A 25990-nucleotide genomic window follows, 5' to 3' on the forward strand; every position below is an offset into this window, starting at 1 on the left:
CGCACGGCCGTCAAGCGGAACCTGCTCAGCCGGAAAGGCCCAGCATGATCGGCCCGTAGACCACCAGCAGCAGTACCGCGATGAGCCCCAGCAGATAAGGCAGTATGGCCCGGGTGATGCGCTCCAGCGGCAGCTCAGTCACGGAAGAAGCGACATAGAGGTTGATCGCCACCGGCGGGGTGATCATGCCGATCGCCAGCCCCATCACGATAATGATGCCGAAATGGATCGGGTCGATGCCGAGCTGAAGTACCAGCGGCAGCAGCACCGGCGTGAGAATGATCAACGCGCTGGCGGTCTCGATGAACACGCCGGTCAGCAGGATCACCGCCACGACCAGCAGCATGACCACGTACGGATCGGTGGAGAGCGACAGCACCGCCTGGGCGATGGCGCCGGGTACCTGCCAGCTCGAGAGCGTCCAGCTCAGCACCGCCGAGGTGGCGATGACCAGCATGATCACGGAAGTGGTGATCGCCGAGCGAATCAGGATGCGGTAGACGTCGGCCAGGCTCAGGTCGCGGTAGATGAACAGCGATACCAGCAGGGCGTAGTTGACCGCCACGACTGCCGCCTCGCTCGGTGTGAAGATTCCCGAGAAGATGCCGCCGAGGATGATGACGGGCGTCATCAGTCCCCAACTGGCACTCTTGAAGGTGCGCCATATCGTGGCCGCCGACAGTGCGGTGCCGCGCGGGTAGTTGCGCCGGTAGGCCTGGACGATGGCAATGGCCGCCAGCCCGATGCCCATCAGGATGCCGGGCACGATGCCATTGAGAAACAGCCTGGATACCGACTGCTGCGCGATCACGGCATAGATGATCATCGGCACGGAGGGTGGAATCACCACACCAATGGTCCCGCTGGCGGCGATCAGGCTTGCCGCCGAGGCGGGGTCATAGCCCTTGCGCCTGAGTTCAGGCACCAGGCTGGAGCCGACGGCGGCGGTGGTGGCGGCGCCGGAGCCTGAAATGGCGGCGAAAAACATGCCGGCACCGACCGAGACGATGGAGAGGCCACCCTTGAGAAAGCCGAACAGCGAATCGGCGAAGTCGACCAGCTTGGCGCTGACCTTGCCCTGGGCCATCAGGTCACCGGCCAGGATGAACATGGGAACCGCCACCAGGGCGAAGGAGTTGATGCCTTGGAACATCTGCTGGGTGACCACCATCAGCGGCACGCCCTGGGCGTTGAGCGCGAGAAGGGTGCTGGCGCCGATAGCCAGCGCGATGGGCACGCCCAGCAGCATGAAGGCGAAGAACAGGATGAAGAGCAGGCCCGTCATACCGGCGGCTCCTCCGCGTTGTCGGTGTTAGCCCCCCGGGGGCCCTCGACGATGAGCTCGATGACATCGACCAGCGCATACCAGGTCATGATCGCGGCGGAGATCGGTATCACGGCATAGACATAGGTCATCGACAGCCGCAGCGAAGCAGAGCGCTGAAAGCTCTGAACCTGCATATAGCGATAGCCGATCACGATCAGTGCAACCAGGAACCCCAGCGCTACCAGCACCGCGGCGATCCGCGCCAATTGGGCTATGCGCTTGGGCAGTGCCTCGACGGCGAAGGTCACGGCGATATGACGCCCGCGCTGGAAGGCCAGGGTGGCGCCGAGGAAGGTGATCCAGATGAGCAGGAAGCGGGCCACCTCCTCGGTCCAGCCCGCCGCGGTGAAGAATACGCGAGAGACGATCTGCAGCGTGATCACGCCGATCAACGCCGCCATGCCCAGAAACACGATGGGCCGTATGACGGCGTCGAGGACGCGCTCGCTACGCTGCAGCAGGCCCATCAGGGCGTGCAGCGGGGCATTCACTTACTGCAATGCCTCGCGGATACGGGTGAGGTAATCGCCGAACTGGTCGCCGTACTTCTCGTAGACCGGCTCCACGGCAGTCTGGAAGGCTCCGAGCTCGGGCTCTTCGACGATCTCCATGCCGGCGGCGCGCAGCTCGTCGAGCTGGTCGGCCTCCATCTCGGCGTTCATGCGGCGCTCGTGCTCGGCGGCTTCCTGGGCGGCTTCCACCAGCACCTCCTGGGCGGCTTCGGGGAGTTGGTTCCAGGCCGGCATCCCCATGACGAAGATGGCAGGTGCATAGGTGTGGCGCGACAGCGTCATGTGGTCCTGGGTCTCGTAGAGCTTGAACGAGTGGATGACGTTGACCGGATTCTCCTGACCATCGATGGTGCCCTGCTGCATGGCGGTAAGGGCTTCGGTCCAGGCCATGGGAATGGCGTTGGCGCCGAGTTCGCGGAAGGTGTCGGTGTAGACCGGGTTCTCCATCACGCGGATGCGCAGGCCGTCGATATCCTCCGGACTGGTCACCGGACGTTCGCTGTTGGTCAGGTTGCGAAAGCCGCGTTCGGCATAGGCCAGGCCCTTGAGGTTGACGTCGGCGAGCTTGTCGAGAAGCTCCTGGCCGATCTCGCCATCGAGCACTTCGTAGGCGGCCTCGGGTGAGGGGAACAGGAAGGGCAGTTCGAAGACCGCCATCTCCTCGACGAAGTTGGCCACCGGGCCGTTGGTGATCACGCCCATATCGACGGTGCCGATCTGCATGCCCTCGAGCAGGGTGCGTTCGTCACCCAGCGAGGCATTGGGGTAGATATCGATGGAGACCGCTCCCTCGGTGCGCTCGGCGACCAGCTCCTGGAACTTGATCGCAGCGATATGGAAGCCGTCCTGTTCATTGACCACGTGGGCCAGGCGCAGAGTCACCGGATCCATGTCCTCGAAATCGGCAGCCTGAACGGTGGAAACTACAGCGAGGGAGATGCCAAGTGCCAGCGTGCGGCGTGCAAACGTTTTCATTTTAATTTTCCTTTGTCGGGTCAAACCGTTGAGAGGATGCCCCAGCGGCCCCGACAGGGTCAATCACCGCGCTGACATTGGGGTAACACACCGCCCGATTGACGGACGTGCGCGTTGATGCGTCATACAGCCGCTTCACACGCGAAATCAATTCCTACAGAAGCCGGTACATGACGTGGGCGTCGACCAGTCCTTGCCGTGGGTGGCGGAAGGCGCAGGGCAGGGTGCCGACGATTTCGAAGCCATGCTTCTGCCACTGGCGAATCGCTACTTCGTTGGTGGCAACGACCATGTTGAACTGCATGGCGGTGAAGCCGAGCTCGCGAGCGACGCGCAGCGAATCCTCGCACAGCTGGTTGGCGATGCCTTGGCCACGCGCCTTCTCGGCCACTAGATAGCCGCAGTTGCAGACGTGATCGCCGGGCCCCGGCTGGTTGGGCTTGAGGTAGTAAACGCCGAGCAGGTTGCCGGCGGTGTCCTCGGCCACGCGTACGGCACGTGGCAGTTCCACCCACATGCGGTAGGCATCGGGCTCGCTGATCTGGCGTGGTACGGCGTAAGTGTCGCCGGCATGCAGGACGGGAGCGATGAAGTCCCACATGGCGGACCAGTCGCCCGACTGATAAGGGCGGATACGGATCATTGGTGTCCTCCTTGATACCTGGTATCGGCCCTCGATTCTATTCCAAGTCAGCGTGGAAAAGGCAGTCTCGCGTCAGACCGGTCCTACAAGATGCTTGACGGCCAGATAAGCGGAGAGCCCCCATGGTCCGAGTTCGCGGCCGATGCCGCTGCGCTTGAAGCCGCCCCAGCCGGTTTCGGGCAGTACCAACTGCTCGCTGTTGAACCAGATGCTGCCGGCCTGTAGCTGGCGTCCGACGCGTCGGGCTCGCTCGCCATCGCCGCTCACGACGGTCGCTGCCAGGCCGAAGTCGCTGTCGTTGGCCAGCTCGATCGCCTCCGCTTCGCCCGCCACGCCGCGCGCGCAGAGCACCGGGCCGAAGATCTCTTCGCGCCATAGCCGACTCTGTACCGGCACGTCGCGATAGAGGGTCGGGGCGACGAAGTAGCCACGCTCGGGCAACTCTCGATGGCCGACATCGCGTACTGCCTTGAGCCCTTCCTGCTCCGCGATGGTGAGATAGGTCTGGACGCTCTCGCGCTGGCGGGCACTGGTCAGCGGGCCCATGTCGGTGGCTTCCTCGAGCGGGTCGCCCAGTGTCAGCGCATCGATGCGTGCCGCCAAGGCGTCGTAGAGCGGCTCGGCAATGGCGTCATGCACGATCAGCCGCGAGGTGGCCGAGCAGATCTGGCCGGCATTGAAGTAGAGGCCGGCCATGACCCAGTCGGCCGCCTGGTCGGGATCGGCGTCATCCAGCACCAGAATCGGCGACTTGCCGCCAAGCTCCAGCGAAACGTCGGCGGTGCGCTCGGCGGCGGCGCGCATCACCGCCTCGCCGACCCGGTTGCTGCCGGTGAAGGAGACCTTGTCGATAGCCTGATGAGCGGCGAGTGGGGCGCCGATGCCCTCGCCATCGCCGAGCAGCAGGTTGAACACGCCGGCTGGCAGGCCGATTTCGAGAGCGATTTCGGCCAGCACGCGCTCGGGCAGCGGTGTCACCTCGGAGGGCTTGAGCACCGCCGTACAACCGGCGGCGAGCGCCGGGGCAAGCTTCCAGGCGCTGGTTACCAGCGGGAAGTTCCACGGCGTGATCAGGCCGACTACGCCTACCGGATCGTGGTAGCAGCGTGCCTCGACGCCTTCCATCTCCAGCTCGACGAGACGGTCCTGGCGCTGATCCAGCACACGCGCCTGACCGGCATAGTAGCGGTAGCAGGCGATGGCATCGTCGAGGTCGATGCCGGCCTCGGCCAGCACCTTGCCGTTATTGGTCGATGAGAGCCGGACCAATTCGTCGCGGCGCCGGGCCAGACCATCGGCGAAGCCCTTGAGGTAAACGGCGCGCTCGGTGCCGGAAAGCGCACGCCAGGCGGGCAGGGCGCGGCGTGCCGCGGCCACGGCAGCGTCGACATCGCCCGGGTGGCCGGCGGTGACCTCGGCGATCACCTCTTCGCGATATGGATTCATCACCGAAAGCCGGCGTTCCCCTCGCGAGGGGACCCAGCGGTTGTCGATGAATTGATGACCGAGTCGTTGCATGAGGGCTCTCTTCATCTGGCCAGGGAAGCAAACTTCCCATTTTGGCTGGGAACCGCGGCTTTCCCAGGGGAACGGTGCCGCGAAGGCGCTGTGAATCCTTCCCTGGACGCTACCTTTTCCTTCCCTGGAAAAGGACCTTCGCTTTACCGTCCCCCTGGCGCCGCGTGTTGATGGGTTGGTTAACCGATAGCTCGCTGCCAGGCGTTGGCGTCCACTTCGATCAGCAAGGGACCGTCGCTGGGGCGAACGGCGAGGGCCCGGGCCAGCTCGGCGGGATTGCCGATCCGGGTGGCCAGGCAGCCGAAGCCGGTGGCGACGGTCTGGAAGTCGGGCGCCTGGATGTCGACGCCGCAGCGCGTGACGCCGTGGGCATCCATGTAGCGGCGAATCTCCTCATAGCCTTGGTTGTGCCACAGCACGATCACCACCGGCAGGTTCTGCTCCACGGCGGTGGCGAGCTCACTGAGGGTGAACATCACGCCGCCGTCGCCGACCAGCGCCACCACGGGAAGCGTCGGTTGGCCGAGCTGGGCGCCGAGGGCGGCCGGCAGGCCGTAGCCGAGGGTGCCGTAGCCGGTGGAGGCGTTGAAGTAGCGCCGCGGCTCGGGCTGCGAGACGAGATGATTGCCGGCGTAGACCGGGGCGGTGGAGTCGCCGACCAGGATCGCCTCGGGTAGGGCTTCGCGCAGGGCGGAATAGAGAGGCACGAAGGGGGCGAAGGCCGGGTCGGCTTCGAGCCCGAGCGCCTCGAGCGTGGCGGCTGTGCGTGCGGCGCCGTCGCGTGAGAGCGTCTCAGGGAAATGTTCGGCCAGCAGCGCCAGGCTGCGTCCGGCATCGCCCACCAGGCCCAGCGAGACCTGCTGGTTGCGCACCAACTGCTGGGCGTCGAGGTCGATGCGGATCAGTCTGCCGCGAAGCTCGAAACCGTCGTCGAACACGACGTCGTAGTCGGTCTCGCCGAGCTCGGTGCCTACGGCCAGGATGACATCGGCGTCGCGGGCCAGCTCACGCACCGCCGGCAGCGCCGCATTGGCGCCCAGGTCGAGGGGGTGATCGCGCCCCAGCAGGCCTTTGGCGTTGATGGTGGTCACGCTGGGGGCATCGAGCCGTTCCACCAGCGCCCTGGCCGCCTCCGGAGCGTCGACGCAGCCACCGCCCAGCAGCACCAGCGGGCGCTTTGCCTGACGCAGCCATTCGGCGGCCAGGGCTAGCCCTTCGGGATCGGGGGCGGCACGGAACAGACGCGCCGGAGGCGTCAGCTCGGCCAGCGCCAGCGGGGCATCGAACAGGTCGATGGGAATCTCTATGTGCACCGGGCCGGGGCGCTGACCCTGGAACACGGCAAAGGCACGGGCCAGTACTTCCGGCAGGGCAGCGGGATCGAGCAGGGTATGGCTGAAGCGGGAGACGCCCGCCATCAACTGCTGCTGGCTCGCAAGCTCGTGCAGTCGGCCCTGGCCGCGGCCCAGGGTGTCGCGGCGGTTGACGCTGGAAATCACCAGCATGGGGATCGAGTCGGCCAGCGCCTGGCCCATGGCGGTGGCGATATTGGTCATGCCGGGCCCGGTGATGATCAGGCAGACTCCGGGCTTGCCGGTGGCGCGGGCGTAGCCGTCGGCCATGAAGCCGGCGCCCTGCTCGTGGCGCGGTGTAACGTGGCGCAAGCCACCGTCCTCCAGCCCTCGGTAGAGCGCCACCGTATGCACGCCGGGGATGCCGAACACGGTGTCGACGTCGTAGCGTTCACGTAGCAGTGTCAGCAGGAGCTGGGCGCAGGTCATCGTTTGGCTAGGCATCGCGAACCTCAGAAGAAGAAGGTGTGGGCCATGAAGGCGATGATCGGCAGTGTGATGGCCGTACGTAGCAGGAAGATCGCCACCAGCTCCCACAGCTTGAGGGGAATCTTCGACTTGAGCAGCAGCGCGCCGATCTCCGACATGTAGATCAGTTGGGTCAGCGACAGGCAGGCAATGACGAAGCGGGTCAGCTCGCTCTCGATATTGGTGGCAAGTACCGCCGGCAGGAACATGTCGGCGAAGCCCACCAGGGTGGCGGGGGCGGCCGCCTCGGCCTCGGGAATGCGCAGCAGTTCGAGCACCGGCACCATGGGGTAGGAGAGCCAGGTGAACAGCGGCGTGAACTCGGCAAGAATCAGCGCCACGGTGCCGATGGCGAACACCAGCGGCAGCAGGGCGAGGAAGATGTCGGCCACGTTGAACAGCGCGTTGCGGGCGAGCTCCCTGGGGCCGGGAGCATGCTCGGCACGGCGTACCGCCTGGGTCAGGCTGTAGCGCAGCAGACCCATCTCCTCGGTGCGCTTCTCCGACAGTTGGCAACCTACGGGTTCGTAGTAGGTGTCCGGCTTGCGCGACAATGGCGGCAGGCGCGGCACGATGACCGCGGCGATCAACCCGGCCACCACCACGGTGAAGTAGAACTGCACGAACATGTGGTTGAGATCGACGAAGCTGGTGATCAGCAGGCTGAAGGCGATCGACACGATGGAGAAGTTGGTGGCGATGACCGAAGCTTCGCGGCGACTGTAGTAACCCTGCTCGTACTGCTGGGTGGTGATCAGTACACCCACGGTGCCCGAGCCCATCCACGAGGCGGTGGCATCGATGGCGCTGCGCCCGGGCAGGTTGAAGATCACTCGGAACGGTTTGCGTACCAGACTGCCGATGAACTCCATGAAACCGAACTCGACCAGGAACGGCAGCAGCAGGGCGGCGAAGAAGAAAAAGGTCAGCAGCACCGGTGCCAGGTCGTTGAGCATCACCCCTCCGGTGAAGGAGGCGGTGACGAACTCGGGCCCGAACTGGAAAAAGGTCATCAGGGCGAAGGCGGCCCCGAGGAGGCGCATGCCGAACCACACCGGGCCGACGTGGAACATGTCGTGCAGCACGCCCTTCTCGGCCCAGCCCGGGCGGGCGATCTTGACCCAGGAAGTGGCCAGCACCGAAAGCACCAGGACGAACACGGCTATGGCCGGCAGGGCACTGCCGAGCAGCGCCTTGAGCCCATCGGCCATGAGCCCCATGCCGATGTTGATGGTATCGCCGAACTGGAACGGCACCAGAAACAGGCCGACGCCGATGGCAGAAGGAATGATGAATTTAAGCAGATTGCTGCGCTCGAAAGACGCCGGGACGGCAGCGTTTCGGCGCGTGGTGTCAGTGGTGGACATGGGCTTTCCCTTGGGTTGTCGTTGTAGGTTAATGGAGTGTCATGTCAGTCGCGGCGCTTGACACCCGGCAGGACGCAGAGCATCTCGTAGAGCAGGGTGGCGCCCATCAGCGCCGTGTTGCCGCTGGTGTCGTAGGGCGGCGAGACCTCGACCAGGTCGCCGCCGACGATGTTCAACCCCGTGGCGCCACGTACGATCTCGAGCCCCTGGGTCGAGGTCAGCCCGCCCATCTCGACGGTGCCGGTGCCGGGGGCGACCGAAGGATCGAGCCCGTCGATGTCGAAGGTGATATAGACCGGGGTGTCGCCCATCTGCTCGCGCACCTCCTTCATCAGCGGCTCGAGCGAGCGGTACCAGCACTCCTCGGCCGTGACAACGCGGAAACCCTGCTGGCGGCACCAGTCGAAGTCTTCGGCGGCGTAGCCGGTCCCGCGCAGGCCGATCTGCACCACCTTGTCCTTGGCCAGCAGTCCCTCTTCCTGGGCGCGACGAAACGGCGTGCCATGGGCCAAGGGCTCGCCGAACATGTGCTCGTTGACGTCGGCGTGGGCATCGATGTGAATCAGCCCCACCGGGCCATGTCTCTTGGCGATGGCGCGCAGGATCGGCAGGGTGATCAGGTGGTCGCCGCCCAGGGTCAGCGGGATGCAGCCGTGGGAGAGAACCTCATCGTAGAAGCGGCTGATGATGTCTACCGTCTTGGGCAGATGAAAGGTATTGATCGGCACGTCGCCGATATCGGCCACCTGCAGGCTGTCGAAAGGGGCGGCGCGGGTGGCCATGTTGTAGGGGCGCAGCATGCGCGACTCGTCGCGTACCTGGCGCGGCCCCAGACGTGTGCCCGGACGATTGGAGGTGCCGGTATCCAGCGGCACGCCGATGAACGCCACGTCCAACCCTTCGGCGGTAGCCTGGGTGGGCAGGCGCATCATGGTGGCGGGGCCGCCGAAGCGCGGCATCTCGTTGCCGCCCAGCGGCTGGTTGTAGTCGGTCATGGGTAGCCTCTGCTTTGCTTTGTCATGATCTGCTTTGCTTTGTGACTAGTAGCAGTTTTCGTGCCAACCCCAGAGGCCCGTATCATGGGCTTTTTGAGATGTGCCGATTCAGAATTGGATCGTGCGAGGCAATGATTGATACACTCATGCATCGCGATACAAAAATGAATCAAGAGCCTTGGTAGCGTGAGCGAAATGAGCGAGATCGACCAGGAGGTGGTGCGGACCATCGTCGAGACGGCCAACGATCACTTCTTTATCGTCGATGGGTCGGGCCGCGTGCTCGATGTGAGCCCGGGGGCAGCGGCGGTATATGGCATGGCGCGGGAGCGCTTGATCGGCAGTTCGGTGCAGCGCCTCGAAGCGGAGGGCGTACTCAAGCCCTCCATCAGCCTCGAGGTGATTCGCAGCGGTAAGCCGGCACAGTTGATGCAGGTCACCGGCACGGGCAGGCGGGTGATAGCTGAGGCGCATCCGGTCTATGTCAACGGTCGGCTCGAGCGCATCGTCAGTCGCTCGCGCGATCTCACCGACCTGCAACTGCTGCAGGACGAGTACGCGCTCTTGCAAAAGCGCTTCAGCGAGCACCTGAAGCGCAGCCAGAGCGGGGTCGCTGGTGAGGACGGTCAGCTCGAAGATATGTTGGAAAGCCTGGAGATCCGCAGCCAGGTGATGCGCGAGCTCGCCCTGCTGCTCAAGCGCGTGGCGCCCTCGGACGCCACCGTGCTGATGCTGGGGGAGTCCGGCGTCGGCAAGACCGCCTTCGCTCGCCAGTTGCACCGCTGGAGTCGACGTCGCGAGGGACCGTTCCTCGAAGTGAACTGCGGGGCGATCCCCGAGAACCTGTTCGAGTCGGAGATGTTCGGCTATCAGCCAGGCGCCTTCAGCGGCGCGGCGCGCCAGGGCAAGGCGGGGCTGCTGGAGCAGGCCCACGGCGGCACGCTCTTTCTCGACGAGATCGGCGAGCTACCGCTGTTGATGCAGACCAAGCTGCTCAAGGTGATCCAGGACGGCAGCGTCACGCGACTGGGTGACACCCGCCAGCGGCAGGTCGACTTCCGCCTGGTGGTCGCCACCAATCAGGACCTGGCCAAGCGCGTCGAGAGCGGCGCTTTTCGCCTCGACCTGTATTACCGCCTCAACGTCATTCCGGTCACGCTGCCGCCGCTGCGCGAGCGCCGTGAGGATATCCCGGCACTGGTCGAGGCATGCCTGGAACGACTCAACCAGCGCTACGGCCAGCGCAAGCTACTGCACGGTAGCGTGTGGTCGGAGCTGATGGGATGCGAGTGGCCGGGCAACGTGCGCGAGCTGGAGAACTGGCTGGAGCGTGCCTGGCTCTCGTCGGCGGGGGACCTGATCCATTCGCCCACGCCGGGCGACATCGCGGGTGTGGCACCGATGGCACCACCGGTTGCGGCGTCGGCGCGGACGGAATTGGCCGAGGACGAAGGGCTTGCCGCCTATCTGGCCCGAGTCGAATCCGATGTGCTGCAGGCGCTGTGCCATTCGCTTCCCACGACCTACGCCATCGCCGAGCGGCTGGGCATCAGCCAGCCCAGCGTGGTGCGCAAGTTGAAGCGGCACGGACTCAGAATTCAGCGCTGAACCGGGTGTTCCAGGATGGCCCGCTCGAGGATCTCGAAGCGGCCGGGCACCAGGGCGTCCTCCACCGCGGTGATGCGCAGCACGTGGCCGAGGTCGGGATGGGCAGGGCGGGCGATGAGCCGGCCAGCTTCCAGCAGCTTCTGGTTGAGTCGTCCCGCCAGCTCCGCGCTGGGCAAGCGCAGGGCGATGAAGTTGGTCGCGCTGGGCAGCACCTCGGCCCACAGGTCGCGGAAATGCGAGGCCAGCCTCTCGCGGCGCTGCTTGACCGCGCGAACGTGCGCCTCGACTTCGCTGTGATGGTCGAGCACGGTCTCGGCGGCAGCCTGGGTCAGGGTCGAGACGGCGTAGTGGATGCGCACCTTCATCATCATGGCCAGCGTTTCGGGCTCGGCAATGGCATAGCCGATGCGCAGTCCGGCCAGGCCATGGGCCTTGGAAAGGGTGCGCAGGCGGATTACTCCGGGCATTACCTCACGGCTGAAGGCGGAGTCGGCATCGTCGCGAAAGTCGTGGTAGGCCTCGTCGATCAGCAACCAGCAATCTTCGGGAAGTTCGGCACGCAGTCGGTGAATCTCATCGTCGCTGTGTAGGTGGCCGCTGGGGTTGTCGGGATTGGCGACATAAACGAGCCGGGCTCTATGTTCATGGGCACTCTCCTTGAGTGCCTCCAGATCCGGTGCGAGCAAACCCGGCGCCTCACGGTAGCGCCGTTCGACGAGTTGGCAGCCCTGGCCCCGGGCGAAGTAGCCGAAGGTGGGGTAGGTGCCGCTGGCGCTCACCACCGTGCAGCCCGGCGTGGCCACGCTGCGCAAAGCCAGCGCGATCAGGCTGTCCGCGCCGGCATCCACCAGGGTGGCTTCCAGCGGCAGCCCGTAGAGCGAGGCTAGGCGTTGACGCACGCCCAGTGCCTCCGAGTCGCCATAGCAGTAGACGTGCTCGACCATGGCGTCGCCGAAGCGCTCGCGCAGTGCCCGGTGGGGCATGTCGAGGCCTTCGTTGGAGCCCAGGCGATGGGGAATCTCACGGCCGATGCGTCGTTCCAGCACCTTGATGCCGGGAAAGGGGTTGCTGGGGCCGGAGCCGGTCAGGTGGGAGGGGAAGCGAGGCATTCAAGACTCCAGTACTGGTAATCAATAAAAAGCGATCGTCGCAGGAGGCAGGGCCTGGCTCAAGCCGGCGGCTTGCGCTGGGTCAGGACGATGGCCACCGACGAGAGTATCAGGATCAGGGCTATCAGCAGCCGCCACGTGATCGGCTCGTCAAGCAGTACCACGGCACCGGCTACGCCGACCACCGGAATGATCAGCGTACTGATGGTGGACTGACCGATGGTGAGGCGATTGACGTTGCGAAACCACAGCATCTGCGCCAGGCAAATGGCGAAGACGAGATGGTAGCTCAAGCCGAACCAGGTCGAGGGGCGCCAGTTGCCGGGAGCGCTCGGCGTTTCGAACAGGACGGCGAGCAGCGCCATCGGCAGGGCGCATAGGGCGAACTGCCACCCGGTGATGACCGCGGGGTGAGCCTGCCAGCCACCGCGGCGCTTGATCAGCACGGTACCCAGCGCCCAGGAGAGCGCGGCGCCGAGCACGAAGGTCGGGCCGACGAGGCCTTCGAAGCCTGCCTGCCAGGCGGCCGGGCCCAGCAGTACCAGCAGTCCGGCCTGGCCAAGCCCGAGCCCCAGCCACTGTCGTGAAGTGACCCGTTCACCGAGCAGCCCGATGGCCAGCAGCAGGGCCCAGCAGGGCATGGTGAAAGCGACGATGGCGGCCTGGGACGTGGGCATGTGCAGCTGGCCGAAGGCGGTACCCAGGTTGAAGCCGAGTATGGTGAAGACACCGCTCGCGGCCAGCCACCCGCGTTCACCGCGTGGAATGGCCAGCGACCATTGGTGCAGCCAGGCCCAGCTCAGCAACACGAGAGCGCCTACGGTGAAACCGATGGCACGCAGGCTGAAGGGGGGAATGTCCATCAGGCTGAAGCGTACCGCCGGCCAGTTGCCGCCCCAGAACAGCCCGATCGCGGCGATCAGCAGCAGCGTGACGGCGTCGTGGCGGCGCAGCGTCGAGGCGGAAGAGGGGGCCTGGGTCGACATGCCGGCTCAGCCTTCCGCGACCAGGATCTTGTTTCGGTTGAGAAGGCCGTGGGGGTCCAGGGCCCGTTTCAGCGTTCGCATCAGGGCGACCTCCTCCGGCGTGCGAGAGATCGACAGGTAGTCGCGCTTCTCCAGGCCGATGCCGTGCTCGGCGGATACCGAACCGCCCAGCGCGGCCAGCGGCCCGTAGACGATCTGCTCCACGGCGCGCCGGGTTTCGGCTCCGCTGTCGCCCACGCCGACAGAGACGTGCAGGTTGCCGTCGCCCAGGTGGCCGAACACCACGATGCGGCCGTGCGGCCAGCGCTCGCCTATGGCGCGCTCGAGCTCTTCGGCGTAGCCCGGCATGTCGGGAATCGGCAGGCTGACGTCGAAGGTGAAGAGCGGGGCAAGCTGCTCTATTAGCCCCTTGATGTCCTCGCGGATGTTCCAGATCCCCTGGCGCTGTGCATCGGACTGGGCGAGCACCGCGTCCTCGATCAAGCCGGCCTCGAGCGCCGACTCAAGGGCCGCGCCGAACTGAGCGGCATTGACCGTGTCGTCGTTGCCCAGAGACTCGATGATGACATAGTAGGGCCAGCGGACCGGCAGGGGGGGCGTGTTGCGACCGCTCTCCTCGGTGAGCAGCGCATAGTGGTTGCGCCACATCACCTCGAAGGTGCCCAGGCTTCCGCCAAGTTCGCGGCCCATGTGCCGAAGCAGGCCGGTGACCCCGGCGAAATCGGGGCAGGCGACCAGCGCGGTGCGCTCGCTGGCCATCCGGGGTTGCAGCCTGAGCACTGCCCGGGTAACGATGCCCAGTGTTCCTTCACTGCCGATGAACAGCTGCTTGAGGTCGTAGCCGGCGTTGTTCTTGAGCATGCGGTTCATGGAACTGACTATGGTGCCGTCGGCCAACACCGCCTCCAGCCCCAGTACCTGCTGGCGCATCATGCCGTAGCGGATCACCCGCACGCCGCCGGCGTTGGTGGCGATATTGCCACCGATGGTGCAGGAACCGCGTGCCCCCAGGTCGAGCGGAAACACCAGGTCATGGGCTTCGGCGGCTTCCTGGACCGCTTGCAGCGGTGAGCCGGCCTGAACGGTCATGGTGCCTCCAACGGGGTCGATCGATTCGATGGCGCTCATGCGCTCCAGCGACACGACCAGTTCATCCGGGTTCGCTTCGCCGCCGTGTACCAACCCGGTGAGTCCACCATGGGTGACCACGGGCTGGCCTGCGGCATGGCACAGGCGCATCACATCGGCCAGCTCGTCGGTGCTGCCTGGGCGCACAATGGCGCCGGCGCGACAGCTCGTCCCGCTCATCCAGTCGACACGGCGTTGCTTCACGTCCTCTCCGGTCAGCACGTTGCCCGCGCCGACGACGGCGGCCACTTCCTTCAGTAACGCTTCCATCGATCTTCCTTCTCTTCGTCGTCGTGTATCAGGCCATGGCCGCTTCATGCGCCCGGCCGGGAATGGCATCGAGCAACTGCCTGGTATACGCCTCGCTGGGATTGAGGAATACTTCCTTGGCGGTACCCTGCTCGACGATGCGACCATGCTGCATGACGATGATGGTGTCGCAGATCTGAGCCGCGACCCGCAGGTCGTGGGTTATGAATAGCAGCGACAGCGATAGCTTCTGCTTGAGCTCCTCGAGCAGTTCGAGCACCTGGGCCTGGATCGACACGTCGAGTGCCGAGACTGCCTCGTCGGCGACGATCAGCTCCGGGTTGAGCGCGAGGGCCCGGGCAATGCCGATGCGTTGGCGCTGGCCGCCTGAAAACTCGTGGGGGAAGCGATCAACGGCCACGGCGCCGAGCCCCACCAGTTCCAACAGCTCCTCGGCCTGACGCATGGCCTGGGCACGAGGCACGCCGTTGGCCATGGGGCCCTGGGCGATGGCATAGCCCACCCGATGGCGCGGGTTGAGCGAGGCGTAGGGGTCCTGGAAAATCATCTGCACGCGATGACGTTCCCGGCGCAGCGCGTCTCCCCGCAGAGCTGAGAGGTCGGTGCCTGCCAGGCTCAGCGAGCCGCTGTCCGGGCGCTCCAGGCGTACCACGCAGCGCCCCAGGGTCGACTTTCCCGAACCGGATTCGCCGACGATGCCTACCGTCTCGCCCCTGGCCAGGCTAAAGCTGACGTCGTCAAGGGCGCGAACCTCGCGGGCCGGCTTGAACAGGCCGCCACGGGAGCGGAACACCTTGTGAAGGTGGCAAACCTCCAGCAGCGGTTGCGGTCTTTCGCCTTCACGGATGTCGGGGATGACGTTGCTGGGAATGGCCTCGAGCAGGGCTCGGGTATAGTCGTGGCGTGGATTGTCGAGCACTTCCTGCGCCGTACCAAGCTCGACGATCCGGCCGTAGCGCATTACGCAGACACGAGTGGCGACCTCGGCCACGACGCCGAAGTCGTGAGTAATGAACATCACCGCCATGCCGCGGCGTTGCTGTAGGTCGCGAATCAGCTCGAGGATCTGCGCCTGGGTGGTGACGTCGAGCGCTGTAGTGGGTTCGTCGGCGATCAGCAGTTCCGGCTCCAGGGCGAGCGCCATGGCGATCATCACGCGCTGGCGCTGGCCGCCGGAGAGCTGGAACGGGTAGGCGCGGATGGCCCGGTCGGGTTGGGGGATGCCCACCTCCTCGAGCAGCGCCAGTGCCCTGTCCTGTCGTTCGCGGCCGTTGTACTTGCCATGCGCCTCGAACACTTCGGCGATCTGGGCGCCGACGCGCATCAGCGGGTTGAGCGCCGTCATCGGTTCCTGAAAGATCATGCCGATGCGCAGGCCGCGTAGCTGGCGGTGCTGCTTTTCGCTCAGCGTGAGCAAGTCCTGGCCATCGAAGATCACCTCGCCGGCGGTAGCGCGCACGCCCTTTGGCAACAAGCCCATTACGGCATTGGCGGCCATCGACTTGCCGGAGCCCGATTCTCCGACCACGCACAGGATCTCGCCGCGTGCCACATCGTAGCTGACCTCCTCGACCGCGTAGTCGCGATCCGCCCCCTTGGGCAGGGCCAGGGTCAGGTCGCGAATGCTCAGTACCGGAGTAGCGTCTGTCATCTTTCGTTTCCTCAAGAGCGTTCACGCGCGAGCTTGGGATTCAGGGCGTCGTCGAGCCCCTCGCCGACCAGGTTGAGCGCCAGTACGGTGAGCAGGATCGCCACGCCGGGGAAGAAGCTCAGCCACCAGGCCTGGCGGATCACGGTGCGGGCGGCGCCGATCATGTAGCCCCACGACATCACGTTGGGGTCGCCCAGGCCGAGGAAGGAGAGCGCCGACTCGAGCAGGATGGCAGTGGCCACCATCAACGAGGCGAGCACGATGATCGGTGACAGGGTGTTGGGCAGGATCTGCCTGAGAATGATGGTGCCGTGGGTCTGGCCGACGAGTCGTGCGGCTTCCACGTATTCGCGGTGGCGCAGCGACATGAACTCGGCGCGCACCAGGCGTGCCACCGGTGGCCAACTGACGATGGCGATGGCCAGCACGATGGACGTCACGCTGGGCTGCATGATCGCCACCAGCACGATCGCCAGGGCAAAGTTGGGAATCGTCTGGAAGAACTCGGTGAAGCGCATCAGGCCGTCGTCGATCAGTCCGCCATAGTAGCCGGCCACGGCACCCAGCGGCACACCGATCAACAGCGCTACGGACGTCGAGACCAGGCCGATCAGCAGCGATACCCAGGCGCCATGCATCAGGCCGGCGGTCACGTCGCGGCCCATGGTGTCGGTACCCAGCCAGAAGCCTTCTGCCTCCATGGGAGCGAGAAACGGCCGCTGCACCATGCGCCAGGGCGACTCGGGATAGAGCACCGGGGCCAGGATCGCCATCAGGATGATGGCGGTCAGTATGATCAGGCCGACCAGGGCACCTCGATTCTGCGCGAAGCGTGCAAAGAAGCTCATGAGCCCTCCTTGATGCGCGGATCCGCCAGGCGGTAGACGAGGTCGGTAATGATGTTGAAGACGATGACCAGGGCGGCGGAGAAGAAGAAGATGCCCAGCAGCAGGTTGTAGTCGCGCTGCTGAAGCGCCTCGAACATCAGCCGGCCGATGCCGGGCCAGGCGAAGACGGTCTCGGTGAGGATCGCGCCACCGACCATCTGGCCTGCCTGCAGGCCGGCCAGCGTGATGATCGGCAGCAAGGCATTGCGCAGGATATGACGGCGCTGAATCACCCGAGGGGAGAGTCCCTTGGCGCGGGCGGTCTTGACGTAGTCCTGCTGGCTCGCCTCCAGCATCGAGGCACGTGTCATGCGGGTGTAGATGGCCATGAAGAACAGCGCGAGGGTGGTGGCCGGAAGGACGAGATGCTTGGCGACATCGAGCACGTAAGCCAGGCCGCTGTGGCCAGCGCCGACCGTATACATGCCATAGGCGGGTAGCCAGTCGAGATAGACCGAGAACAGCACCACCGACATCAGTGCGACCCAGAATAGCGGCGTGGCATAGAAGATCAGCGCCAGTGCCATGATCAGCGAGCCCGAGGGTTTCTTGACTCGGGCCGCGGCCATGGAGCCGGCCAGGATGCCCAGCCCCAGCGACAGCACGAAAGCGGTGCCGGTGAGCAGCAGTGTCGCCGGCAGGCGCGCCAGGATGAGGTCGAGCACCGGCATGCCCTGGCGATAGGACCAGCCGAAGTCGAGCATGGCGATGCCCGAGACGTAGCGCCACAGCTGGACGTAGAGGGGTTGGTCGAGGCCGAAGCGCTCACGCAACTGGCGCAGGAACTCTTCGTCGGTGGCGCCTGCCTCGCCGGCCAGGATGGCGGCGGGGTCGCCCGGGGCCAGCTGGATCAGGATGAAATTGAAGATAATGATCAGGAACAGCACGACGACGGCCTTGAGCAGCCGCATCACGATCAAGCGGGCATAGAGCATGCAGCAAGCCTCTGAGATCGAAGTAGTGGGGCGGCTGGTATGGCCGCCCCTGTCACACGCAAGCGATCAGCGATCCAGCCAGGCGTCGCGGAACGCGTCGTTGATACCGACAGCGGACGTGATCAGGTTCTGCACGTCGCAGCGGTAGATGGTCGGAAAGCCGAGCTCCAGCAACCAGCCTACCGGGACGTCTTCGTGCAGGATCTCCTGGGCTTCGTGGTAGAGCGCCTCGCGCTCCTCCTCGGGATAGGCGGTGGCCGCCTGGTCGAACAGCTCGTCGATGCGCTCGTTCTCGTAGCCTTCGACGTTGTTCCAGGGCGAGCCCTTCTCGATGTTGTCCGAACGGTAGGAACGGGTGATGCCCAGGGCCGGGTCGCCGTACTGGTAGAGGTAGGTGAAGGCCAGGTCGTAGTCCCAGTCGCCCAGCCGCTGATTCCAGCCACCCACGTCGGTGGCCACGGTGGTCACGTTCACCCCGACCTCGCGCAGGTTTTGCTGCACGGCCTCGGCCCAGCGAGTCCAGGTCTCGCCGTAGGGCAGCGGCAGCAGGCGGATCTCCTCGCCGTCGTAGCCCATTTCTTCGAGCAGCTCGCGGGCGCGATCGGGATCGTGATCGTAGGGCTCGAGGCCGTCGTGCTGGAACTTGGCGTTCGAGCCGAACGCGGAGAGCGGTACCTTGCCCATACCGTTCCACAACACATCGCGAGCAAACTCGCGGTTCATGGCGTACATCACCGCCTGGCGGAAGCGCTTGTCGGCGGTGGGCCCCTCGCGATTGTTCATCCACAGCATGGCGAAGGGGCTGAAGTACTCATTGCCCTCGTCGGTGATGCACACGTTGTCCATGGCTGAGAGGCGCGGAATGTCGAAGTTCTCCACCGTGCCGTTGGGCAGCACGTCGACCGTGCCATTCTCGAAGGCCACCGCGCGGGAGGCGCCGTCGGGGATGATGTGCCAGTTCACGCCATCGAGGTAGGGCAGGCCCTCCTCGTAATAATCGTCGTTGCGCACCAGCTTGATCACGGTGCCGCGATCCCAGCTGTCGAACTTGAACGGACCGGTCCCGATAGGGTGATTGTTGGCCTCGTTGTCGCGGAAGTTGGTGCCTTCATAGATGTGCTTGGGCACCATGGTGAAGGTACCTGCCTCGAAGGAAATCAGGAACGGGCCGAAGGGTTCGGCAAGCGTGAAGACGACGGTGTGATCGTCGGTGGCCTCGATGCTCTCCACGTGTTGCAAGACCGCACGTGCGCTGGGGTTGAGTTCACGATGGAAGGCGTCGGCAGAGAACACCACGTCCTCGGCGGTGAAGGGCTCGCCATCATGCCATGACACGCCCTCGCGTAAATGGAAGGTATAGGTCAGGCCATCGTCGCTGACTTCCCAGGATTCGGCCAATTGCGGTATCGGCTCCAGGTCAGTGGTGTAGCGCAGCAACCCCTCGTAGATGCTGCCGGCGACCTTGCGTGTCGGGTCGTTCTGGACCATTCCCAGCACCAGGCCGGGAGGCTCGGGCTGGATGATGGTATCGATGACGCCGCCACGCTTGGGCTCGTCGGCGGTGGCGAAGGTGGCAGTAAGGGCCAGAGCAGCGAGGGCCGCGGCCAAGGGCATCTTTCTCATTGTCGGTTCCTTCTTGTTGTCTCGGCTTTTGTTTGCGTTGGATGCCGCTAATGAACCTTATTGACCATAGCAGCGCCTCGTGAAACTGTCGACAGTCGACAAAATTGGCTTTGCGTCATACTGTAGGAAAGTCAACCTCAGAGAGCCTCGATGAATGACAGCTTCCAACGTCTCCGGTAGCGGCATGGTCATCCAGCAGCGCAACCTGGTGGAACAAGTGGCCGATTTCCTGACCCAGGCCATCATCAGCCAGCACTACGTGCCCGGAGAACGACTGTCGGAAGTACAATTGGCACGTGACCTGGGCGTCAGCCGGGCGCCCGTGCGTGAAGCGGCGCGCTTGCTCGAGAGCCGTGGACTGCTGGTGTCGCAACCGCGGCGCGGCTTCTTCGTGCGTGCCCTGGACGCTACCGAACTCAACGACGTATTCGACTTGCGCCTGTGCCTGGAGCGTCATGCAATGGCGCGCCTGGTCGAAAGTTACGATACCGAGAAGGAGCTCGCCCTGCGCCGACAGGTGGAGCTCATGTGCGAGGTGGCTCTGCAGGACAGCGACAGTCGCAAGATCGAGGAGGACCTGGTCTTTCACCGCATGCTGATCGCCTTTGCCGGCAACCGGCGCCTGCTCAAGGCGTTCGACGACATCACTCATGAGCTGAGGCTGTGCATCGCGCTGATCGGCAAGACCCACGCCGAGCCCGACAGCATAGCGAGCTCCCACTGGGCATTGCTGGACGCCTTGGCCAATGGCGATCCCGGGCAGTGTCGTGAAGCCATCGACTATCATATCGGCGTGGCACAGCACTTTGTGGTGAAGGGGATCGGCGAGGTTTGACGCGCGAGTGAGAATGAAGAAGCACTCTTGAAACGTGACGCGGCGCGGAACGCCCGAGACCGTCACGGGTCAGATGCGATAGACGGCCAGGGGGTGACCATGCTTGCAACCATTCAGCGCTTCTTCCAGCAGGCTCTGTCCGAGCCCGAGGGGGCGGACAGGGACATACCGACGCTCGAGCGTGCCACTGCTGCCCTGCTATGCGAAGTGATGCGTGCCGATTACCACACCGACGAAGCGGAACTCGCTGCGCTGCGTCAGCTGCTCCAGAAGCATTTCAGCCTTCCTGATGATCAGGTCGAGGAATTGATGGAGTTGGCCCGCGAGGAGAGTGAGACCTCCGTCGATCATTACCAGTTCGTCAGCCTTATCAAGCAGCACTACGACTATTCGCAGCGCTGTGAGCTGGTGCGCATGATGTGGTCGCTGGCACACGCCGATGGCGAATCGCACCACCTCGAAGAGCATCGTATCCGGCGCCTGGCCGAGCTGCTGCATGTCAGCCACTCCGACTTCATCCGTACCAAGCTGCAAGTCCAGGGCAAGGTCGAATGATCGCCTTGACCAGGCGCAGGAAAGAATGGATCAAGGCAGTACCGGCCATGCCGCGCTGCTAGACTAGGCGCTCGTTCCGGCAGGTGTGTCGGATGCAACGCCTAGGGAGGAGTGGCATGTCTCGTGAAACCGTCGTTCTGGGGGCCGGCATGGTCGGCGTCTCCATCGCCTGGCACCTGGCCCGTCGAGGCCGCTCGGTGCTGCTGGTGGACCGTCGTCCGCCGGGGCGGGAGACTTCCTATGGCAATGGCGGGTTGATTCAGCGCGAGGCGGTACGGCCCTATACCTTTCCTCGTGATCTCGGCAAACTGCTCAGCGCGCTGCCCAATCGACGCGTGGATATCCGCTATCAGGTGAGCGGCATGCTGACGTATGCCGGCCCGCTGCTGGGCTACTGGCGTTGCTCTTCGCCGCGTCACTATGAACGCATCGCGAACGAGTATGCCTCGCTGATCACCCTTTCCACCCAGGAGCACGAGCCCCTGATCGAGGCCGCTGGTGCAGGCGAGTTGATCGGCAAGGAGGGCTGGCTGGAGGTGCATCGAGACCCGGGCGAACTCGAACGTCGCGGATACGAGGCCGAGGATGCCGCACAACGCTTCGGTGTGACTCACAACCTGCTCGATGGCGCTGGGTTGGCGCAGTTGGAGCCGCACCTGGGCGGTGTCCTGGCCGGGGCCATTCATTGGACCAATTCGTGGAGTGTATCCGATCCGGGCGGCCTCGTAGCCGCCTATGCCAGAAACTTCGAGCAGCAGGGCGGAGAACTCCTGCAGGCCGACATACGACGCGTGAGCCAGAGTGGCGGTGGCTGGCGTATCGATACCGATGCGGGCAGCCTCGATGCCGAGGAGGTCGTGGTGGCGCTGGGGCCTTGGGCAGGAAGTTGGCTCAGGGACCTGAGCTATCGGCTGCCGACCTTCGTCAAACGTGGCTATCACATGCACTATGGTGCGGCGGAAGAGAAGCGGCTGGGACACTGGATCGCGGATGCCGATATCGGCTATATCCTGGCGCCGATGCGTGCCGGCATTCGCCTGACCACCGGCGCCGAACTGGCTCGCCTCGATGCGCCTCCCTCGCATGGGCAACTCGACGCTGCCGAATGCAAGGCCCGGGAGATCTTTCCTGCCTTGGGGCAGCGGCTAGAGGATGAGCCATGGAAGGGCGCACGACCTTGCCTGCCAGACATGAAGCCGGTGATCGGACCGGCGCCGCGGCACAAGGGGTTATGGCTGGCCTTCGGCCATGGCCACCAGGGGTTCACCATGGGGCCGGTGACGGGGCGGGTGATGGCGGAGATGATGGAAGGTGAGCCAACGGCAGTGGACATGGCGCCGTTTCGAGCGGATCGCTTCTGATTCCGGCTCGAGGGTCAGGGGCGGTTGCGGCGCTGGCGCCATTGGTGGTGAAAGAATTTGAACACCAGGGTCATTACGTAGACCACCCAGCCGGCAGTGGCGAGCACGTTGAACAGCAACATTTTCTGCTGGCCGCTCATGGGGGCGAGCAGCGTCTCGATGAGCACGCCGAGAAGCAGGACCAGGGCCATGGGCAGGGCCAGGATGTGCATCCACATTTCGGTACGACGCTTGCGTACATGGTAACGGCTGAGATGGACGCGAAACGGCCGGTGCAGGAAGCTGACCAGAATCATGGCGCCGAGAGCGAGCATGGCGGCCAGGGTGGGTTCGACGCTGTCCAGCCTGGCCGAGATGCTGATCGACCAGAAGAAGACGATCCACATCAGACCGGCCAGGATGGCGACGATATCGGCGTAATGGCGTACCCGAGGCATTGATGACGTCTCTCACGGCAAAATCGGCGTCGATGATACGGCAAATCGGCGCGCGTTGCTGCCGTAGGGGCAACTTTACTCGAAGCGCGTCACGAGCCCAGGGCAGGAGCGGGCAAATCGGCCAGGCCTTCCGGTATACTCTGGCGTCAACACCCATGCTGAACGACAGGAAACGCTGTGACCGCAATTACGCTGACCCGCCCCGACGACTGGCACCTCCACCTGCGCGACGGCGAAGCGCTCAAGGCCGTGGTGCCTGCGACCGCCTTGCAGATGGGGCGGGCGATCATCATGCCTAACCTCAAGCCACCGGTCACCACCACCGAGCAGGCGATGAGCTACCGCGAGCGGATTCTGGCGGCGCGCCCCGAGGGGTCGGCCTTCGAGCCCCTGATGACGCTCTATCTCACCGACAACACGCCGGCCGACGAGATAGAACGTGCCGTTGCCAGCGGCCTGGTCCATGCAGTGAAGCTCTATCCGGCCGGTGCGACCACCAATTCCGCTTCGGGAGTCACCGACCTTGGCCACTGCGATGCCGCGGTTGCCACCATGGCACGGCTGGGTCTGCCGCTGCTGGTTCACGGTGAGGTCACCGATGCCGAGATCGACATCTTCGATCGCGAGGCGGTATTCATCGAGCGAGTGATGAAACCGCTGCTCGAGCGTCATCCAGATCTCAAGGTGGTATTCGAGCACATCACCACCGCCGAGGCGGCAGCGTTCGTGACCCGGGCGCCGGCTAACGTGGCGGCGACCATTACCGCGCACCACCTGCTGTTCAACCGTAACCACATGCTGGTCGGCGGCATTCGGCCACACTACTATTGCCTGCCGATCCTCAAGCGGGAGCGCCACCGCGAGGCACTGCTGGCGGCCGCCACGTCGGGCAGCGGCAAGTTCTTCCTGGGAACCGATAGCGCTCCTCATGCCCAGGGCGACAAGGAATCGGCCTGCGGCTGCGCCGGTGCCTACACTGCGCCAGCAGCGATCGAGCTCTATGCCACTGCATTCGAGCAAGCCGGGGCGCTGGATCGTCTGGAGGGCTTCGCCAGCCACTACGGGCCAGATTTCTATGGCCTGCCGCGCAATGCTGACTCCATTACTCTGGTACGTGAGGAGTGGACCTTACCGGCATCGCTGCCCTACGCCGATGGCCAGCGTATCGTGCCCTTGAAGGCGGGGGAAACGTTGGCGTGGAAGCTGCGTACCGAGTGAGTCGCCTGAAACACAACGGCCGCCTGAATGGGCGGCCGTTGTCGTTACGTGGTGAGTCGTCAGTTGATTGCGGGTTCTGCCTCAGCTTGGGGCGTGGCCGTAGCGAGACGCGTCACCATGGCCTCGACCATGCGCGCCGAATGAACGGCAGCCTTTTCCAGAAACTGTTCGAACGATAGATGATTGTCACCGCCGCCAGCGATATCGGACAGCGAGCGGACGACCACGAACGGGCAGCCGTAGAGATGGCAGGTCTGGGCGATGGCGGCGGCTTCCATCTCGGCTGCCAGCATGGTCGGGAAGCGCGAGCGTGTCCTGGTGACCAGCTCGGGGCAGGCCATGAAGACGTCTCCGGTGGCAATCAAGCCCTCGACCACCCTGACCTCGCCGAGCGCCTCGATGCACTCGCGGGCGAGAGTAACGAGGCGCTTGTCGGGCAGGTAAGCAGCGGGCATCTGCGGCACCTGGCCGTGTTCGTAGCCGAACACCACGGCGTCGACGTCGTGATGGCGCACTTCGCTGGAGACCACTACGTCGCCGATCTCGAGGCCTTCGCCGAAGCCGCCGGCCGAGCCGGTATTGATGATGGCTTCGGGATGATAGACGTCGAGCAGCAGGGTGGTGCCGATGGCGGCGTTGACCTTGCCGATCCCGGATTGCAGGATCACCACATCGACGCCATGCAGCTTGCCGAGATGGAAAGTGCAGCCGACATGCGCGCGCGAGCGGCGATCTTCCAGCAGTGAAGCGAGGTATTCCACCTCTTGCGCCATGGCGCCGATGATACCGATACGTTTCATCTTGTCTTGCTGTCTCCGGTCAGGCGGCGCAGGGCGCCGTCGAGCTGCGGGTCAGGCCTCGTCGGCGAATACCCGGGTCCATTCGCTGCGCTTGGCCAGAAAACCGCGGGCAATCTGCTTGGCGCCTTCCAGGCTGTGGCTCGCTGCCCAGCCGCACTGCACTTCGTTGCAGGCAGGCACTTCGTTCGCCACCAGCACGTCTTCCAACGTTTTCTGCAGCAGGTTCAATACGTCTTCGTAATCGTCGTGGTTGATCAGTGCGACGTAGAAGCCCGTCTGGCAGCCCATGGGGCTGATGTCCACGATGCGATCCGAGTGATTGCGCGACAGCTCGGCCATCAGGTGCTCGAGGGAGTGCAGCGCCGGCATCTCCATGTGCTCCTGATTGGGCTGGCAGATGCGCATGTCGTACTTGTGGATGCGGTCGCCATTGAGCCCGGTCTTGATGTCGGCCAGGCGCACGTAAGGGGCCTTCACCTTGGTGTGATCAAGGTTGAAGCTTTCGACGTTCATCTTGTCGCTCATGAGCGGCCTCGAGGCAGGAAGGTGGAATAGAGAAGCGCGCATTCTAACGGAGCCGTACATCCCTGTCAGGCTGCGACTCAGAGCGGGGCGATATCCTGCTCCATGGCGTCATGGCGCTCGGCCGCGAACAAGGTGTTCTCCAACAGCGAAGCGACAGTCATCGGCCCCACGCCGCCTGGCACCGGTGTGATCCAGGCGGCGCGCTGGGCGGCCGGGGCGAGCTCCACATCGCCGACCAGTCGACCGTCCTCCTCGCGGTTGATGCCCACGTCGATCACGATGGCGTCGTCGCGCACCCATTCGCCCTTGACCAGCCCCGGCTTGCCGACCGCGACTACCAGCAGCTCGGCGCGGCGCACGTGTTCTTCGAGGTTGCGCGTGAAGCGATGGCACACCGTTGTCGTGCAGCCGGCCAGCATCAGCTCCAGCGCCATGGGGCGACCGACGATGTTGGAGGCGCCGACCACGGTGGCGTCGAGACCGCGGATCTTCAGGCCGCTGGCCTGCAGCAGGGTCATGATGCCCTTGGGCGTGCATGGGCGCAGCACCGGCAGGCGCTGTGCCAATCGGCCAAGGTTGTAGGGATGAAAACCATCAACGTCCTTGTGCGGCAGGATGCGCTCGAGGAGCGGGCGCGAATCCAGGTGGGCCGGTAGCGGCAACTGCAACAGGATCCCGTCGATGCGCGGATCGCCATTGAGATCGTCGATCAGCTGTTCGAGAGCTTGTTGGCTGGTGTCGCTGGGCAGCGCATGCCGGTAGGAGTGAATGCCGGCTTGCTCGCAGGCGCGATGCTTGTTGCTGACGTAGACATGGGAAGCGGGATCCTCGCCCACCAGTACGACGGCGAGGCCAGGAATGCGCTTGCCCCCGGTGCGCCGTGCTTCGACCTGGCGAGCAACCTG

General features: G+C 64.7%; 24 protein-coding genes. 5 read left to right on the top strand and 19 right to left on the bottom strand.

The features are described from left to right. Positions 1–25: 25 nt before the first annotated feature. The 8 genes from HBJ55_RS00105 to speB form a co-directional block, all read right to left on the bottom strand. Positions 26–1285 carry a TRAP transporter large permease gene (locus HBJ55_RS00105; protein ID WP_167109808.1) on the bottom strand — a complete coding sequence of 420 codons (1260 nt, stop codon included), beginning with the start codon at positions 1283–1285 and terminating at the stop codon, positions 26–28. Continuing rightward, complete coding sequence (locus HBJ55_RS00110; RefSeq protein WP_167109852.1) at positions 1282–1794, bottom strand: TRAP transporter small permease; 513 nt, start codon at positions 1792–1794, stop codon at positions 1282–1284. The genes HBJ55_RS00105 and HBJ55_RS00110 overlap by 4 nt, the downstream gene beginning before the upstream one ends. A 24-nt stretch (positions 1795–1818) precedes the next feature. Further along, on the bottom strand, positions 1819–2814 hold the full coding sequence (locus HBJ55_RS00115) for a TRAP transporter substrate-binding protein (protein ID WP_167109810.1): 996 nt from the start codon (positions 2812–2814) through the stop codon (positions 1819–1821). A 154-nt stretch (positions 2815–2968) separates the two neighbouring features. After that, positions 2969–3457 (bottom strand): GNAT family N-acetyltransferase, encoded by a 489-nt coding sequence (locus HBJ55_RS00120; protein ID WP_167109812.1) that lies wholly within the window; start codon positions 3455–3457, stop codon positions 2969–2971. Positions 3458–3529: 72 nt separating this feature from the next. Continuing rightward, positions 3530–4975: an aldehyde dehydrogenase family protein gene (locus HBJ55_RS00125; protein WP_167109814.1), complete on the bottom strand. Its 1446-nt coding sequence runs from the start codon at positions 4973–4975 to the stop codon at positions 3530–3532. 179 nt (positions 4976–5154) lie between these two features. Then, positions 5155–6771, bottom strand: coding sequence for a 5-guanidino-2-oxopentanoate decarboxylase (locus HBJ55_RS00130; protein WP_422674160.1), 1617 nt, complete (start codon positions 6769–6771; stop codon positions 5155–5157). Between the two features lie 8 nt (positions 6772–6779). Further along, positions 6780–8162, bottom strand: coding sequence for a YjiH family protein (locus HBJ55_RS00135; protein WP_167109816.1), 1383 nt, complete (start codon positions 8160–8162; stop codon positions 6780–6782). A 44-nt stretch (positions 8163–8206) separates the two neighbouring features. Next, positions 8207–9157, bottom strand: a complete 951-nt coding sequence (speB, locus tag HBJ55_RS00140) for an agmatinase (protein WP_167109818.1) — start codon at positions 9155–9157, stop codon at positions 8207–8209. A gap of 195 nt (positions 9158–9352) precedes the next feature. Between speB and HBJ55_RS00145 the strand changes: the two genes are divergently transcribed. Next, positions 9353–10765, top strand: coding sequence for a sigma-54 interaction domain-containing protein (locus HBJ55_RS00145; RefSeq protein ID WP_167109856.1), 1413 nt, complete (start codon positions 9353–9355; stop codon positions 10763–10765). Here HBJ55_RS00145 and HBJ55_RS00150 read toward each other — a convergent pair. The 7 genes from HBJ55_RS00150 to HBJ55_RS00180 all read right to left on the bottom strand — a co-directional run bounded on the left by HBJ55_RS00150 (position 10756) and on the right by HBJ55_RS00180 (position 19354). Further along, positions 10756–11874 (bottom strand): pyridoxal phosphate-dependent aminotransferase, encoded by a 1119-nt coding sequence (locus tag HBJ55_RS00150; RefSeq protein WP_167109820.1) that lies wholly within the window; start codon positions 11872–11874, stop codon positions 10756–10758. The genes HBJ55_RS00145 and HBJ55_RS00150 overlap by 10 nt on opposite strands. A 59-nt stretch (positions 11875–11933) precedes the next feature. Continuing rightward, positions 11934–12860, bottom strand: a complete 927-nt coding sequence (locus HBJ55_RS00155) for a DMT family transporter (RefSeq protein ID WP_167109822.1) — start codon at positions 12858–12860, stop codon at positions 11934–11936. A 6-nt stretch (positions 12861–12866) separates the two neighbouring features. Further along, a complete protein-coding gene (locus HBJ55_RS00160; RefSeq protein WP_167109824.1) occupies positions 12867–14258 on the bottom strand; it encodes an FAD-binding oxidoreductase in 1392 nt (463 codons plus the stop codon). 28 nt (positions 14259–14286) lie between these two features. Then, positions 14287–15909: an ABC transporter ATP-binding protein gene (locus HBJ55_RS00165; RefSeq protein WP_167109826.1), complete on the bottom strand. Its 1623-nt coding sequence runs from the start codon at positions 15907–15909 to the stop codon at positions 14287–14289. Positions 15910–15920: 11 nt separating this feature from the next. After that, a complete protein-coding gene (locus tag HBJ55_RS00170) occupies positions 15921–16757 on the bottom strand; it encodes an ABC transporter permease (RefSeq protein WP_167109828.1) in 837 nt (278 codons plus the stop codon). After that, positions 16754–17731 (bottom strand): ABC transporter permease, encoded by a 978-nt coding sequence (locus HBJ55_RS00175; protein WP_167109830.1) that lies wholly within the window; start codon positions 17729–17731, stop codon positions 16754–16756. Before HBJ55_RS00175 ends, HBJ55_RS00170 begins: the two co-directional genes overlap by 4 nt. Positions 17732–17797: 66 nt before the next feature. Continuing rightward, complete coding sequence (locus tag HBJ55_RS00180) at positions 17798–19354, bottom strand: ABC transporter substrate-binding protein (protein WP_167109833.1); 1557 nt, start codon at positions 19352–19354, stop codon at positions 17798–17800. A 154-nt stretch (positions 19355–19508) separates the two neighbouring features. On the opposite strand from HBJ55_RS00180, the gene HBJ55_RS00185 reads away from it, so the two are divergent. From HBJ55_RS00185 to HBJ55_RS00195, 3 genes are all read left to right on the top strand, one after another. Next, positions 19509–20189 carry a GntR family transcriptional regulator gene (locus HBJ55_RS00185; protein WP_167109835.1) on the top strand — a complete coding sequence of 227 codons (681 nt, stop codon included), beginning with the start codon at positions 19509–19511 and terminating at the stop codon, positions 20187–20189. Positions 20190–20288: 99 nt separating this feature from the next. After that, entirely contained in the window at positions 20289–20744 is a 456-nt protein-coding gene (locus tag HBJ55_RS00190) for a tellurite resistance TerB family protein (protein ID WP_167109837.1), read from the top strand. A 116-nt stretch (positions 20745–20860) separates the two neighbouring features. Further along, positions 20861–22105 (top strand): NAD(P)/FAD-dependent oxidoreductase, encoded by a 1245-nt coding sequence (locus HBJ55_RS00195; RefSeq protein WP_167109839.1) that lies wholly within the window; start codon positions 20861–20863, stop codon positions 22103–22105. A gap of 14 nt (positions 22106–22119) precedes the next feature. Here HBJ55_RS00195 and HBJ55_RS00200 read toward each other — a convergent pair whose 3' ends face one another. Then, positions 22120–22542 (bottom strand): hypothetical protein, encoded by a 423-nt coding sequence (locus tag HBJ55_RS00200; RefSeq protein ID WP_167109841.1) that lies wholly within the window; start codon positions 22540–22542, stop codon positions 22120–22122. A gap of 177 nt (positions 22543–22719) precedes the next feature. Here HBJ55_RS00200 and pyrC point away from each other — a divergent pair, with 177 nt between their 5' ends. Then, positions 22720–23760, top strand: coding sequence for a dihydroorotase (gene pyrC / locus HBJ55_RS00205; protein WP_167109842.1), 1041 nt, complete (start codon positions 22720–22722; stop codon positions 23758–23760). A gap of 59 nt (positions 23761–23819) precedes the next feature. On the opposite strand, the gene mtnN is transcribed toward pyrC, so the two are convergent. From mtnN to folD, 3 genes are all read right to left on the bottom strand, one after another. After that, positions 23820–24560, bottom strand: coding sequence for a 5'-methylthioadenosine/S-adenosylhomocysteine nucleosidase (gene mtnN, locus HBJ55_RS00210; protein ID WP_167109843.1), 741 nt, complete (start codon positions 24558–24560; stop codon positions 23820–23822). A 51-nt stretch (positions 24561–24611) separates the two neighbouring features. Continuing rightward, on the bottom strand, positions 24612–25085 hold the full coding sequence (locus HBJ55_RS00215; protein WP_167109844.1) for an S-ribosylhomocysteine lyase: 474 nt from the start codon (positions 25083–25085) through the stop codon (positions 24612–24614). Positions 25086–25162: 77 nt separating this feature from the next. Beyond that, positions 25163–25990: bifunctional methylenetetrahydrofolate dehydrogenase/methenyltetrahydrofolate cyclohydrolase FolD (folD, locus tag HBJ55_RS00220; RefSeq protein ID WP_167109845.1), on the bottom strand; the 828-nt coding region annotated here is incomplete at its 5' end.

This window comes from Billgrantia bachuensis (genome assembly GCF_011742165.1).
GTDB lineage: Bacteria > Pseudomonadota > Gammaproteobacteria > Pseudomonadales > Halomonadaceae > Halomonas > Halomonas bachuensis.